Below are 13,636 nucleotides of genomic sequence, written 5' to 3'. Positions count from 1 at the left end.
TCTCGCAGGCTAATGTCGGAAGGGGCGGCCGTGGCCGCCCCTGAAGACATCAGGCGAGGCCGAGATCCTTGAGGATCGCGGTGATGCGGGCGGTGTCGTCGACGAGGAATTTCGCATAATCGTCGCCGGTCAGAAGGATGGGGGTCCAGTTGCGGTTCTTGCATTCGGCTGCCCAGGCATCGCTCTTGGCCATGGTCTCGATCATCGTGACCATCGCCGCCTTGTCGGCGTCGGAGACGCCTGGCGGTGCGAATACGCCGCGCCAGTTGAACAGTTCGACGTCGATGCCGGCTTCCTTCATCGTCGGTGCGTCGATGCCGTCCTGGCGCTTGTCGGCGGAGATCGCCAACAGCCGAAGCGCGCCCGCCTTGACCTGCTCGGAGAACTCGCCGAAGCCGGAAATGCCGGCCGCCACCTGGTTGCCGAGCAGCGCCGACAGCGCCTCGCCGCCGCCGGCGAAAGGCACATAGGAGAGGTTGGTTGCCGGAACGCCGACCGTCTTGGCGATCAGCCCGAACAGGATGTGGTCGGAGCCACCGGCCGAGCCGCCGGCCACCGGAACCTTGGTCGGATCCGCTTTGAGCGCGGCGACGAAATCGCCGGCCGTCTTGAACGGCGAATCCGCCGGCACCACCAGCGCCTCGAACTCGCCGGTGAGGCGAGCGATGGGCGTCACTTCGGAGAGGTTGTTGGCCGATTTGTTGGCGATGATGGCGCCGACCATGACCATGCCGGCCACCATCAGCGAATTGCCCTTGCCCTTCCATTGGCTGATGAACTGCGGCAGGCCGACCGTGCCGCCGGCGCCGCCGACATTGGTGATCTGCGAGCCGGAGATCAGTTTTTCACTGCGCAGCACCTGGTCGATGGTGCGCCCCGTCTGGTCCCAGCCGCCGCCGGGCGCGGCCGGCACGAAGATCTGGATCTGCGGTGCATCCTGAGCGAGGGCGGGCGTCAAATGCGTTGCAACGAATCCGGCAGCGCCTGCGGCCGCGGTGCTCATCAAAAATCTGCGTCTGTTCAGCATGGGATTCCTCCAAATCACGACACCTCCTCCGGTGCCTGCCAGAAACGTAGCCTGAAAACAGACCCGCTCGGCAAAAATTCATGCCGATTTCGGTACGTTCTGTCAACAGGAACGCTGTTCTACTAGACAGAACCATGGATGTGCGGCACAATCGCTTCGGCCGGCCTTTGTCCGAGCAGGTAAACTGGAATGAAACTGTTCGTGAGATGACCGAAGCGCGATCCCAGCCGTTGCCGGCCGATGGTGTTGCCGCGCTCGACCGCGCGATCGCCATTCTCGACGCGTTCGCGACCGCCGACCGCTCGCTCAGCCTGGCCGAGATCGCGGCGCGCACCGGGCTCTACAAAAGCACCATTTTGAGGCTAGCGAACTCATTGCTGCGTGGGCAGTTGCTGGAGCGGCTCGACGATGGCCGCTACCGCATCGGACCCGCCACCTTCCGGCTTGGCGCGCTTTACCAGCGCTCGGTCGTGGCGGTCGACATCTTGCTGCCGATCATGCGCGATCTTGCCGAACGCAGCTGGGAAAGCGTGGCGTTCTATGTCCGCTCGGGCGACGCCCGCACCTGTCTCTACCGCGTCGAATCCAAGCACCCGATCCGCTACACGATCCGGGAAGGCGACCTGCTGCCGTTGCTCACCGGCTCTGGCGGCCGCGTGCTGGCAGCGTTTTCAGGCCAGCCGGGCGAACCATACGAGACCATCCGCAACGCCTGCCACTATCTGTCGATCGGCGACCGCGACCCTGAGACGGCGGGCGTCTCGGTGCCGGTGTTCGGACCGGGCCGCGTTCTGCTCGGCGCCTTGACGCTCGCCGGCCCGTCGACACGCGTCGACACGGCGTTCCTGCGCCGCATGACACCGGACCTGCTGGAGGCCGCCGCTCGCGCCACCCGCGCCTTCGGCGAGGATGCCTCGATGCTGGAGCAGGCAGCGCGCCTAGCCGGCGCTGAAACCGTGATCGGCCTCAGTTCGCCTTGACCAGCACCACACGGCGGTTCTTGGCGCGGCCGGTTTCGCCGTCATTGCTGGCGACGGGCGCCATCATGCCGGCGCCGGCGGCGGTCAGCCGGCCGCCATCGATGCCGTATTTCGAGACCAGCGCCGCCTTCACCGACTGCGCCCGCCGCGACGACAGATCGATATTGTAGTCGAAGGCGCCCTGGTTGTCGGTATGACCGACGACGATCACCGCCATACCGGGCTCGTTGGTCAGAAGCGTCGAGATCTCCTTCAGCGTCGGTTCCGATTCCGGCTTGATGTCGGCCTTGTCGGTGTCGAAGAAGATGCCGTAGAGCGAGATGGAGCCGGTGGCCGACAGCGAATCCGCCATCTTGGCCGCTTCGACCACCACCATCTTCTTGTCGCGCGCCTTGGGCTCCAGCACCTGAACGACGGCGATGGTGCGGCCGTTGAGTTCCTTGCAGTAGAGGTCGTCGATCAGCGAATAGGCCTGAACAGTGACATAGGCGTCGCCGCCATCCTGCGGCACCTTGGCAGCGAAGAAGCGCTGGTCGTTGATACCGGTGGTTACCGCACAGGCGCCATTGGAAAAGGCCGCGTCCTTGACGTCGCTTTCATGGAAGAAATACATCATCAGGCTCATGTCGCCGCCGCCACCGCTCGACGACCGGTCGGCGGCGCCGCCGCACTCTTCCTTCTTGCATTCGAACAGGACTTCGCCGCCGGCGGCCGCGATCACATCCTGGTAGTTGCGCAGCACTTCGAGCGGGGAGCGCCCGGCCGGCAGCACATAGGCGATGCGGGTCAGCGCGCCTTCGACCTCAGCCTTCTTGTCCGGCGCGAACACACGGTTGTTCATCGTGTCACGGGCATCCGGATCGGCGCTCGGCTTCAGCGGCGACAGCGGCACTGTAAAATCGGTATAGGCGAATTTTTCGTAGGAGACGATGAACGACCCCTCGTAGCGCTTGGCCAGATGATTGTCGGCACCGCCCTCGATGTCGGCGGTCGGCACCGTCGCATCGGCGCCCGCCAGTTGCACGGCCGCCAGGAGCAGCAGCCCCGCCCAGAAAAGCTTCAGAAATATCGCATTGATCGCACGCATGGTCGGCTCCCCCAAAGAGCAATTCCAGGAAAAGTGTGAGCGGTTTTCCCACAGGAATTGCGTAGCTAGATTAGAATAGCCAACCCTGGCAGAACGTGGAAATTGCGTCGATGAAGCGCTTCACACCCGCCGTTCGAGCAGGATCGTCAGCCCGTCGTGATAGGTGGTTTCCAGGACCTTGGTGTAGCCGCACTTTGCCGCAACGTTCAACGAGCCGGTGTTTTCCGGATCGATGATGCAGACGGTTCTCGCGCCGGCAAAGGTTTCGTCGCCCCAGGCCAGGGCCCTTCTGACGACTTCGCTGGCAAGACCCTTGCCATGCGCTTGCGGCGCCAGCGCCCAGCCGGCTTCCGGAATGCCCTCGAGCGACGGCTCGATGTCGCGCTTCAGGTCGTGGAATCCGGCTTCGCCGATGAAGCGACCGCTGGCCTTGTCCTCGACCGCCCAGAAGCCGTAGCCGAGCAGCGACCACAGGCCGGCATGCCGCAGGAACCGCATCCAGCTTTCCTCCCGCGTCCGCGGCTTGCCGCCTATGAAACGGGTGGTGACGGGGTCGGCCCACATGACGGCATAGTCGTCGAAATCTTCGATCCGGTGCGCCCGCATGATGGTCCGTTCCGTTTCGAGAACCGGGACGCCGGCTGTTTTTGGACTGCCCATGAAACTCTGCCTCCGTTGACGGTCAGCGTTTAGCAAACCAGCGCGCCCGGACAAGGGCCAAGCCGGATCATCATTCAGCCAGGGAAGCTTCCGAACGGCCTGGCGCGACCAGACGGTCGAAGCGAACAGCGTCGGCTTACTTTCAGCCGTGCCAGACCATCTTCATGTAGAGCCCACCGCGCCGCAATTCGTCCAGCATCTGGTCGAGCCGCTTCTGCCTGGTGTCGCTGCGTTTGGCGCGGGCGACCCAGCCGAGATAATCGTTCTTCTGGTAGTCCGGCCGCGCCTCGTAGGCCGCTGTCAGTCCTTTTTCGGTCAGGGCGATGCGGATGTCGTCCGGCATCGGGTTCAGGGCGCGCTTCAGTCCGGTCATTTCAGAAAACCCCAGCTGTCAGGATGGCGACGCCGATGGTCCAACCCAGGTCCGCCTCTGGGAATTCTGCCGAACGATGCTACCTTTCGCAACCGGTCCGGCAAGGGCCGGTCTCGATACCGCCAATGGGAGGAGAACGCCATGGACACCACCGATCTCGTGCTTGCCATTTTCCATCATCTGCTGGTGTTGTCGCTGGCCGGCATCATCGGCGCCGAATTTGTCCTGATCCGCGGCGACCTCTCCGCCGCCACGCTCAAGCGGCTTGCCGGCATCGACCGCCATTATGGCATCATCGCCATGCTGATCATCATCATCGGCATCTGCCGCGTCATCTACGGCCTGAAGGGCTGGGAATTCTACGTCTACAACTGGGTGTTCTGGGCCAAGATGGCGGCATTCGGCATCGTTGGCCTGCTGTCGATCATCCCGACCATCCGCTTCATCTCCTGGAAGCGGCAAGCCAGTGCAAATCCCGGCTTTCAGGTGCCGGTGGCGGAACTCGCCTCGGTGAAGACCTATGTGCGCGCCGAAGCCTTCATCTTCCTGCTGATCCCGATCTTCGCGGCGGCGATGGCGCGCGGCTACGGTTATTGAAGCAACGCCAACACCAAACCCATCTCCGCCGGGCATACTCCGCACTGATCGCCATGGTTGCGCACGGCTGTATTTTGCAGTTTGCGTCAGGCGACAATCTGTTAGCTTGCCTTTGTTGCACCGTCGCTGCCTGACCTGCACAGCGATCGGAGATTGATATCCTGGGAGGAGAATTACGATGAGGAAAATTGTAGCCGCCCTGGCCGCCGCCGCGGCCGTCTCGCTTTATTCGTTCGCCGCCAGCGCACAGACCTATCCCGAGCGCACCATCACCGTCGTCGTGCCGTTTGCGGCCGGCGGTCCGACCGACACGGTTACGCGGCTCGTCGCCGAAGCCATGTCGAAGGATCTTGGCCAGCAGATCATCGTCGAAAATGTCGGCGGCGCCGGCGGCACGCTGGGCGCCGGCCGCGTCGCCAACGCCGACCCGGATGGCTACACGCTGCTCCTCCATCACATCGGCATGGCGACCAGCGCGACCCTCTACAGAAAACTCGCCTATGACACGCTGAACGCCTTCGAGTATGTCGGCCTCGTCACCGAGGTGCCGATGGCGATCGTCGCCCGCAAGGACCTGGAGCCGGCCGACCTGAAAGGGCTGGTCGAATACGCCAAGACCAACAAGGACACCATCACTGTAGCCAATGCCGGCATCGGCGCTGCCTCGCATCTGTGCGGCATGCTATTCATGAGCGCCATCGGCACGCCGCTGGTCACCGTACCCTACAAGGGCACCGGCCCGGCCATGACCGACCTTCTCGGCGGCCAAGTCGACATTATGTGCGACCAGACCACCAACACCACCAAGCAGATCCAGGGCGGCACGATCAAGGCCTATGCCGTCACCACGCCGGAACGCCTCGACGTGCTGAAGGACGTGCCGACGACCATCGAAGCCGGCCTGCCCGCGGTGCAGGTCAGCATCTGGCACGGCCTCTATGCGCCGAAGGGCACGCCGGCCGAGATCACCGGCCGACTGTCGAAATCGCTCCAGGTCGCGCTGAAGGACCCCAACGTCATCGCCCGCTTTGCCGAACTGGGCACCAAGCCGTCGTCCGAGTCCGACGCGACGCCGGCAGCGCTGAAGGCCAAGCTGGAAGGCGAGATCACGCGTTGGAAGCCGATCATCGAAGCCGCCGGCCAATACGCCGACTGAGGCTTGAACGGGGCGCTGCCGGCGCCCCGTTTTCGCTTCGACGTCCGTTTCACATTTGCAACGGCAGCCGTCGCAAGGGTCAGGGAGGACCGCCATGAAACCTTTCGCCATCGACAGGACAAACGGCCTGTGCGCCGCGCTGTTCATCTTTTTCGGCGCCTTTTTCGCGATACAATCGCTCGGCCTCGAAATCGGCACCGCCTTCCGCATGGGACCGGGCTATTTCCCGCTGGTGCTGGCGATCGTGCTGATCGTGCTTGGCGCCATCATCCTCGTCCAGGCGGTGCGCGTCGAGGGCGAGCCGATCGGCCCCATTGCGTGGCGCGGCATGCTGTTCATCCTGCCGGCGCCGATCTTTTTCGGCATGACCGTGCGCGGCCTCGGCTTCGTCCCGTCGATCTTCCTGACGGCGCTGATCGCCTCTTTTGCCAGCGCCCGCATGAAGCCGCTGACGGCACTTCTGCTGTCGGCCGGCCTGACGCTGTTTTCGGTGCTGGTCTTCAGCTACGCGCTCGGGCTGCCATTCCAGCGCTTCGGCCCCTGGTTGCCCCAATGGCTGGCATTGTGAGGCGCTGAGATGGACCTCCTCAGGAACCTCGAACTCGGCTTTTCGACGGCCACCACGCCGGCCAATCTGGGTTTTTGCCTCATCGGCGTTCTGCTCGGCACGCTGATCGGCGTCCTGCCCGGCATCGGCGCCACCGCAACCATCGCCATGCTGCTGCCGATCACCTTCCAGATCGGCGACCCGGTCTCGTCCCTCATCATGCTGGCCGGCATCTACTACGGCGCCCAGTATGGCGGTTCGACCACCGCCATTCTCATCAACATGCCCGGCGAATCCTCCTCGGCCGTGACCGCCATCGACGGCTACCAGATGGCCAGGAACGGTCGCGCCGGGGCGGCTCTGGCGATCGCCGCGATCGGCTCGTTCTTCGCCGGCACGGTGTCGACCTTTCTCGTCGCCGTCTTTGCCCCGCCGCTGACGGCAATAGCCCTGCAATTCGGCGCGGCCGAATATTTTTCGCTGATGATCGTCGGCCTCGTCTCGTCCATCGCGCTCGCCCACGGCTCGATCGTCAAGGCGCTGGCGATGGTCGTGCTCGGCCTGCTGCTCGGCATTGTCGGCACCGACATCTACACCGGCACGCCGCGCTTCACGCTCGGCATCCGCGAATATGCCGACGGGCTGAACTTCGTCGCGGTGGCGGTCGGCGTCTTCGGCGTTGCCGAGATCCTGCGCAATCTCGAAAACGAGCACGAGCGCTCGGTGATGATCAAAAAGGTCTCCGGCCTGATGCCGACCCGCGACGACTTCAAGGCGATGGCCGCGCCCATCGTGCGCGGCACGATCATCGGTTCGGCGCTCGGCATCCTGCCCGGCGGCGGCGCGGTGCTTGCGGCCTTTGCCTCCTACACGGTCGAAAAGCGCGTGTCGAAACACCCGGAGGAGTTCGGCAAGGGCGCCATTGCCGGCGTCGCCGGACCGGAATCGGCCAACAATGCCGGCGCCCAGACCTCCTTCATTCCGATGCTGACGCTGGGCATTCCGGCCAATCCGGTCATGGCGCTGATGATCGGCGCCATGATCATCCAGGGCATCGTGCCCGGCCCCAATGTCGCGATCGAGCAGCCGGCGCTGTTCTGGGGCATCATCGCCTCGATGTGGATCGGCAATCTGATGCTGATCGTGCTGAACCTGCCGCTGATCGGGCTGTGGGTGAAGCTGCTGACGATCCCCTATTATGTGCTCTTCCCGATCATCATGGCGTTCTGCTCGATCGGCGTTTACAGCGTCAACACCAACGCCTTCGATCTCTACGCGGTGGCATTCTTCGGCCTGCTCGGCTACATCCTGACCAAGCTGCGCTGCGAACCCGCCCCCCTGCTGCTCGGCTTCGTGCTCGGCCCGCTGCTCGAGGAAAACCTGCGCCGCGCCATGATCCTGTCGCGCGGCGACCCTTCGACCTTCGTGACGCGGCCGATCAGCGCCGGCCTGCTGCTCGTCGCACTGGCCGTGCTCGTCGTCGTCTTCCTGCCGTCGGTCAAGAAGAAGCGCGAAGAGGTGTTCGTGGAGGAAAGCTAGTTGTCGGGACGCCGGGCGCCGCGATTTCCACCAGCGGCGCCGGCACATCGGTCGTCTTCACCTCGGCCTTGCAGAGATCGGCAATGACGCAGGCCGGGCAATCGGGTTTGCGCGCCTTGCAGACATAGCGGCCATGCAGGATCAGCCAGTGATGCGCATGGCGCATATACTCATCCGGAATGATCCGCAGCAGCCCTTCCTCGACCTGCTCCGGGGTCTTGCCTGGCGCCAGGCCGAGGCGGTTGCCGATGCGGAAAATATGGGTGTCGACCGCCATCGTGTGCTGGCCGAATGCCATGTTGAGCACGACATTGGCGGTCTTGCGCCCGACCCCCGGCAGCTTGACCAACTCATCGCGCTCGCTGGGCACCTCGCCGCCGTAATCGCGTATCAGCGCCTCCGAGAGCGCCACGACATTCTTGGCCTTGTTGCGCCAGAGTCCGATGGTGCGGATGTACTCGCCGACCCTGGCTCCGCCCAGCGCCAGCATCTTTTCAGGTGTGTCGGCGACCTTGAACAACGCCCGCGTTGCCTTGTTGACGCCGGCATCGGTCGCCTGCGCCGACAGCACCACGGCCACCAGCAGCGTGAAGGCGTTGACGTGCTCGAGCTCGCCCTTCGGCTCGGGCCGCTGCACCGAAAACCGCCGGAAGATCTCATGCACCTCGGCGGCGCTGTAGAGCGAACGGAGCCGCGCCGGCCGCGGTCGCGGCTTGGCATTCGAGCCGTCGCGCCGCCCGGGCGGCAGTTCACTTTTGGATAGGGAAAGATTTTTGGACTTGGGGCTGGCCATATCCCTCCTATAATATCCTGGGATGAGCGACACAAACGCCTCGTTTCAGGCCGACGAGCCATTCTTCCAGGCGCTGCTGACACCGCACCGCTCGCTGGGCCGCACCGGCTTTGCCGTGCTGATGGGCGCGCTGCTGTTCGGCTGGGTGGTGACCGGGGCGTTTTTCCTGTCGCGCGGCGCTTGGCCGGTGTTCGGCTTCTTCGGCCTCGACGTCATCGCCGTCTACATCGCCTTCCGCGCCAACTATCGTGCCGCCCGTGCCCGCGAGGAAGTGTCGGTGTCGCGCACCAGCCTCGACATCCGCAAGACGGCGCCCTCGGGAAAGTCGGAAGCGCATCGCTTCAACCCGTTCTGGGCACGCTTTTCCGTCGCTCGCCATGCCGAGATCGGCATCACCAGGATGACGGTGGAAGCACAAGGACAGAATGTGCCGATCGGGTCATTCCTGGACCCTGACTCCCGCGAGAGTTTTGCCACTGCATTTTCACGTGCTCTGACAAAAGCCAGGACGCGTTAGAGCCGGCGCGTCAGAACCGGTAGCGTAAAATCCTGCCGACCTTGCGCAATGCGGGAATGTGTCTCCAGAGCCCGATGAACAGTTTTGCGGACCAGCTCATATGCGCTGTGCGTTCCGCGCTGTAGGCCGAGATATCGTCGACAAAGCGCAGCTTCGGAACGGCACGCTCCAGTACCTGCGGGTCGTCGATCGCCCAGTGAACCTCGGCGCCCGTCGCCCTGATGGTCGGATTGAGGCGCAGCATCTTCAGGCCGAAGTGGCTGTAGGCGTCGAACATCAGCTCGCCGCCGGCAAGATGCGCGACAAGGCGTGACAGCAGCCGTGGCCCCTCCTCTACCGGGAGATAAGGCGTCAACCCCTCCATCACCACGACGGCCGGACGATTGCGCGGCACTTCTGCCAGCCAGTCTGGGTCGGTTACCGAAGAGCCGACGAGGTGGTAGTGGTCCCGGGACGGGTAAAGCTTGCGCCGGAGCGCGATGACATCCGGAAAATCGACATCGAACCACTCCACGCCTTCGGGTGGATCGACACGGAAAATGCGCGTATCGAGCCCGCAGCCGAGATGCAGCACGATGGCGCCGGGATTTCTGGCGATGAAGTCCTGAACGCGGACATCATACGTCTTGGCCCGGATCGCCAGGCCGATGCCGAGATTGGTGTCGACCTTGAGGCGCGAGAAATCATAGTCGATCTTGCGCACGGCCTCGTCGGCGAAGCGATCCCCGAGCAGCGAATGCGGCAGCCGGCTTTCCAGTGCCTTGCCATAAAGCGTCATCAGCAAGGTCTCCCTTGCTCCGCTCAGATTCACCCTTTCGCCGGCCATTGGCATCTCCCGGGGCGCAATCCAGTATTTATCTGGGAACAGGCGGCAACAAGGCAAGTTTCGGGTGGTTGCAAGGGGCGGAAAGACCGATATTCGCGGTCAAGGAGATATTGCCATGAACGCCCAGATGACCATGAATACGCAGATGAAACCGACAGCGATCCTGCAGCACGACATCACCCCCGAGGGCAGCGACTACGAGGTCGTGCGCCGCGCCATCGAGAAGATCAGCCTCGACTATCGCGACCAGCCCTCGCTGGAAGCCCTGGCAGCCGATGTCGGCGAGACACCCACGGGCCTGCAAAAGCTGTTCACCCGCTGGGCCGGCCTGTCGCCAAAAGCCTTCCTGCAGGCGGTCACCCTCGACCATGCCCGCAAACTGCTCGATTCCGGCATGCCGCTCCTCGAAACATCGTTCGAACTCGGCATGTCCGGCCCCGGCCGGCTGCACGATTTGTTCGTCACCCACGAGGCGATGTCGCCGGGCGACTACAAGACGCGCGGCGCCGGCCTGACCATCCGCTACGGCTACCACATCTCGCCCTTCGGCATCGCCCTGATCATGGTCACCGACCGTGGCCTTGCGGGGCTCGCCTTCAACGATCCGGGCGGCGAGCGGGCGGCTTTCGCCGACATGTCGGGCCGCTGGCCGAACGCCACCTATGTCGAGGACATGAGCGCCACCCAGCCCTATGCGGCGCGCATCTTCGATCCGACATTGTGGCGCGCCGACCAGCCGCTGCGCGTGGTGATGATCGGCTCCGACTTCCAGCTGCGCGTCTGGGACGCGCTGCTCAGGATCCCGATGGGCAAGGCCTGCACTTATTCTTCGATCGCCTCCAGGATCGGCGCGCCAAACGCCAGCCGGGCGGTGGGGGCGGCGGTCGGCGCCAACCCATTGTCCTTCGTCGTCCCTTGCCATCGGGCGCTGGGCAAGTCCGGCGCACTCACCGGCTACCACTGGGGCCTGACCCGCAAACGCGCCATCCTCGGTTGGGAAGCGGGCCAGACCGCGTCCTGAAGCTGCCCGCATCAAACAACACCGGCGAAATCCCTTCGCCGGTGTTTTTCTTTTTGCGAGCTCCCGGCGCAAAACATCCGCACGCTCTGGCAAGCCGCCGGCTTACAGGTTAGCTTCCCGCGCATTCCGCAGGAGGCTTTCTTGATCATCGTTGTCGGCTCGATCAACCTCGACCTTATCGCCAATGTCGACCGCCTGCCTTCGCCGGGCGAGACGGTTCGCGGCTCCGGCTTCACCACCGCGCCCGGCGGCAAGGGCGCCAACCAGGCGCTGGCTGCGGCGCGCGCCGGCGCCAAGGTGCGCATGGTCGGCGCCGTCGGCAAGGACAATTTCGCAACCGAAGCCCTCGCTTTGCTCGTGGCCGGCAAGGTCGATCTCTCCGGCGTCGGCCAGAGCTTCGCCTCCACCGGCACGGCGCTGATCCTCGTCGGCGCCGATGGCGAGAATGTCATCGCCGTCGTGCCGGGCGCCAATGATTCGGTGCTGCCCGGCGATCTCGCCAAGGCTTTCCTTGCGAAGGGCGACGTCGTCCTGCTGCAGCACGAGATCCCGCTGCAGACCGTCGATGCAGCGCTTGACGCCGCACGCGCCGCCGGCGCCGTCACCGTGCTCAACACCGCGCCGTTCCGTAGCGAGGCGGCAGCGTTGCTCGGCAAGGCCGACTACGCCGTCGCCAACGAAACCGAATTCGACCTTTACGGCGAGGCGCTGTCGCTGAAAGGCCGCGACCGCCCGGCGCGCATGCGCGACTTCGCCGGCAAAACCGGCCGCACCATCGTCGTCACGCTCGGCGGCGACGGCGTGCTGGCGGCGACCCCGGAGGATTTCCTGACCGTGCCGGCGCTGAAGATCACGCCGGTCGACACCGTCGGGGCCGGCGATACTTTTTGCGGTTATCTCGCCGCCGGGCTGGCGTCCAACCTGCCGCTGGAGCAGGCTCTCACCCGCGCCGCAGCCGCCGGCTCGCTCGCCTGCCTGAAGCCCGGCGCCCAGCCGGCCATCCCGCTGGCGGCGGATGTCGACACCGCCCTGCGCAACAACGCCGGATGACAGCCCTGCGCCCCGCAACGAAGCACGCCGTGCCCCCCGCCGGCGACATCTGCCGGATGTCCGCTGTCGACCTGGCCGAGGCGATCCGGCTGCGCCGCCTGTCCGTGCGCGAGTTGGTCGCCGCATTCCTCGACCGCATCGACGCGGTAAACCCGCTGGTCAACGCCATCGTCTCGTTGCGCGAGCGCTCCGACATCCTGCGCGAGGCCGACGCGGCGGACGCGCATCTAGCGCAAGGCGGGCCGGCCGGCTCGCTGTTTGGCCTGCCGATGGCGATAAAAGACCTCGCCATGACGCGCGGCTTGAGGACCAGTTTCGGCTCGCCGATCTTCGCCGATTTCGTGCCACAGGAGGATGATTTCTTCGTCGAGCGCATCCGCAAGGCCGGCGGCATCATCATCGGCAAGACCAACGTTCCCGAATTCGGGCTGGGATCCAACACCTACAATAATGTTTTCGGACCGACGCTGAACGCGTTCGATCCGGCGCTGACCGCCGGCGGCTCGAGCGGCGGCGCAGCGGTCGCCCTTGCGCTCGACATGGTCCCGGTCGCCGACGGCAGCGATTTCGGCGGCTCGCTCCGCAATCCGGCGGCGTGGAACAATGTCTATGGCTTCCGCCCGTCGCAGGGCCTTGTCCCCGGCGGGCCGGATCTTGAAGTCTTTCATGCCCAGATGGGCATAGACGGACCGATGGGCCGCAGCATCAGGGACATGGCGCTGCTGCTCGATGTGCAGGCGGGCTACCGTCCGCATGCGCCCTTGTCCTGGGAAAAGCCTGGTTCGTTCCTCGAAGGGCTGGCAACGCCGGCAAGCGGCGGCCGCGTCGGCTGGCTCGGTGATCTCGGCGGTCACCTGCCGGTAGAGCCTGGCATCCTCGACCTGTGCGAGGCCGCACTCGGCCGCTTCGCGGAGGCATCCTTCCTGACCGAGCCCTTGCTGCCGGATTTCGATTTCGAGGCACTGTGGCAAGCCTTCGTGACGCTGCGGCAGGCGAGCAGCGGCTCGGCGCTGAAAGTCCATTATGACGACCCGCACAAGCGCGCCCTGCTGAAGCCGGAAGCCGTCTGGGAGGTGGAGAACGCCATGCGACTGACGGCGCCGCAGATCCGCGCGGCCTCGGTCATCCGCACCTCCTGGCACCGGACGCTGCTGTCGCTGTTCGAGCACTTCGATCTCATCGCGCTGCCGACGGCGCAGGTGTTTCCTTTCGAAGTCGGCACGCATTGGCCAAGTGAGGTCGCCGGACGCGCCATGGACAGCTACCATCGCTGGATGCAGGTTTCGGCCTTCGCCACGCTCGGCGGCTGTCCGGCGCTCAACGTGCCTGTCGGCTTCGACGACAAAGGCCGCCCCATGGGCATGCAGTTGATCGGCCGGCCGCGCGGCGACCTCGCCGTGCTCAGGGCCGGAGCGGCCTATGAGGCGACCTTGCCTTGGCAGGTGGGGGCGTCCTGACGCGAG

General features: G+C 64.8%; 15 protein-coding genes. 9 read left to right on the top strand and 6 right to left on the bottom strand.

Annotation, left to right across the window (positions count from 1 at the left end):
• Nucleotides 1-49 precede the first annotated feature (49 nt).
• On the bottom strand, nt 50-1,027 hold the full coding sequence (locus tag NLY33_RS10535; RefSeq protein WP_023686552.1) for a Bug family tripartite tricarboxylate transporter substrate binding protein: 978 nt from the start codon (nt 1,025-1,027) through the stop codon (nt 50-52).
• Nucleotides 1,028-1,233: 206 nt separating this feature from the next.
• On the opposite strand from NLY33_RS10535, the gene NLY33_RS10530 reads away from it, so the two are divergent.
• Nucleotides 1,234-2,007, top strand: coding sequence for an IclR family transcriptional regulator (locus NLY33_RS10530; RefSeq protein WP_023686553.1), 774 nt, complete (start codon nt 1,234-1,236; stop codon nt 2,005-2,007).
• On the opposite strand, the gene NLY33_RS10525 is transcribed toward NLY33_RS10530, so the two are convergent.
• From NLY33_RS10525 to NLY33_RS10515, 3 genes are all read right to left on the bottom strand, one after another.
• Nucleotides 1,994-3,094, bottom strand: coding sequence for an OmpA family protein (locus NLY33_RS10525; RefSeq protein ID WP_023704192.1), 1,101 nt, complete (start codon nt 3,092-3,094; stop codon nt 1,994-1,996). The two genes, NLY33_RS10530 and NLY33_RS10525, sit on opposite strands and share 14 nt — an antisense overlap.
• 120 nt (nt 3,095-3,214) lie before the next feature.
• Nucleotides 3,215-3,754: a GNAT family N-acetyltransferase gene (locus NLY33_RS10520; RefSeq protein ID WP_023686555.1), complete on the bottom strand. Its 540-nt coding sequence runs from the start codon at nt 3,752-3,754 to the stop codon at nt 3,215-3,217.
• A 142-nt stretch (nt 3,755-3,896) separates the two neighbouring features.
• Nucleotides 3,897-4,127, bottom strand: coding sequence for a YdeI/OmpD-associated family protein (locus NLY33_RS10515; protein ID WP_023683083.1), 231 nt, complete (start codon nt 4,125-4,127; stop codon nt 3,897-3,899).
• Nucleotides 4,128-4,268: 141 nt separating this feature from the next.
• On the opposite strand from NLY33_RS10515, the gene NLY33_RS10510 reads away from it, so the two are divergent.
• From NLY33_RS10510 to NLY33_RS10495, 4 genes are all read left to right on the top strand, one after another.
• Complete coding sequence (locus NLY33_RS10510; RefSeq protein WP_023704193.1) at nt 4,269-4,724, top strand: DUF2214 family protein; 456 nt, start codon at nt 4,269-4,271, stop codon at nt 4,722-4,724.
• 178 nt (nt 4,725-4,902) lie between these two features.
• Nucleotides 4,903-5,880 carry a tripartite tricarboxylate transporter substrate-binding protein gene (locus NLY33_RS10505; protein WP_023704194.1) on the top strand — a complete coding sequence of 326 codons (978 nt, stop codon included), beginning with the start codon at nt 4,903-4,905 and terminating at the stop codon, nt 5,878-5,880.
• Between the two features lie 94 nt (nt 5,881-5,974).
• Nucleotides 5,975-6,448: a tripartite tricarboxylate transporter TctB family protein gene (locus NLY33_RS10500; protein WP_023686558.1), complete on the top strand. Its 474-nt coding sequence runs from the start codon at nt 5,975-5,977 to the stop codon at nt 6,446-6,448.
• Between the two features lie 9 nt (nt 6,449-6,457).
• Complete coding sequence (locus NLY33_RS10495; protein WP_023683079.1) at nt 6,458-7,966, top strand: tripartite tricarboxylate transporter permease; 1,509 nt, start codon at nt 6,458-6,460, stop codon at nt 7,964-7,966.
• Here NLY33_RS10495 and nth read toward each other — a convergent pair.
• Entirely contained in the window at nt 7,926-8,759 is an 834-nt protein-coding gene (gene nth, locus NLY33_RS10490; protein WP_023707573.1) for an endonuclease III, read from the bottom strand. The two genes, NLY33_RS10495 and nth, sit on opposite strands and share 41 nt — an antisense overlap.
• A 22-nt stretch (nt 8,760-8,781) precedes the next feature.
• Here nth and NLY33_RS10485 point away from each other — a divergent pair, with 22 nt between their 5' ends.
• Nucleotides 8,782-9,276: a DUF2244 domain-containing protein gene (locus NLY33_RS10485; RefSeq protein ID WP_023669732.1), complete on the top strand. Its 495-nt coding sequence runs from the start codon at nt 8,782-8,784 to the stop codon at nt 9,274-9,276.
• 10 nt (nt 9,277-9,286) lie between these two features.
• Here NLY33_RS10485 and NLY33_RS10480 read toward each other — a convergent pair whose 3' ends face one another.
• Complete coding sequence (locus tag NLY33_RS10480; protein WP_023704196.1) at nt 9,287-10,102, bottom strand: class I SAM-dependent methyltransferase; 816 nt, start codon at nt 10,100-10,102, stop codon at nt 9,287-9,289.
• A gap of 115 nt (nt 10,103-10,217) precedes the next feature.
• Here NLY33_RS10480 and NLY33_RS10475 point away from each other — a divergent pair, with 115 nt between their 5' ends.
• The 3 genes from NLY33_RS10475 to NLY33_RS10465 all read left to right on the top strand — a co-directional run bounded on the left by NLY33_RS10475 (nt 10,218) and on the right by NLY33_RS10465 (nt 13,630).
• The gene (locus NLY33_RS10475) at nt 10,218-11,123 is read left to right on the top strand and encodes a methylated-DNA--[protein]-cysteine S-methyltransferase (RefSeq protein ID WP_023669734.1); all 906 of its coding nucleotides are present in this window, start codon (nt 10,218-10,220) and stop codon (nt 11,121-11,123) included.
• Nucleotides 11,124-11,264: 141 nt separating this feature from the next.
• Complete coding sequence (locus NLY33_RS10470; RefSeq protein WP_023704197.1) at nt 11,265-12,173, top strand: ribokinase; 909 nt, start codon at nt 11,265-11,267, stop codon at nt 12,171-12,173.
• Entirely contained in the window at nt 12,170-13,630 is a 1,461-nt protein-coding gene (locus NLY33_RS10465) for an amidase (protein WP_031196010.1), read from the top strand. The genes NLY33_RS10470 and NLY33_RS10465 overlap by 4 nt, the downstream gene beginning before the upstream one ends.
• Nucleotides 13,631-13,636: the final 6 nt, after the last annotated feature.

It is taken from the genome of Mesorhizobium sp. C432A, from assembly GCF_030323145.1.
In the GTDB taxonomy this organism is placed as follows: Bacteria; Pseudomonadota; Alphaproteobacteria; order Rhizobiales; family Rhizobiaceae; genus Mesorhizobium.
Note: the sequence above shows the minus strand (reverse complement) of the source record. Positions and strands in the feature narration are given on the sequence as shown.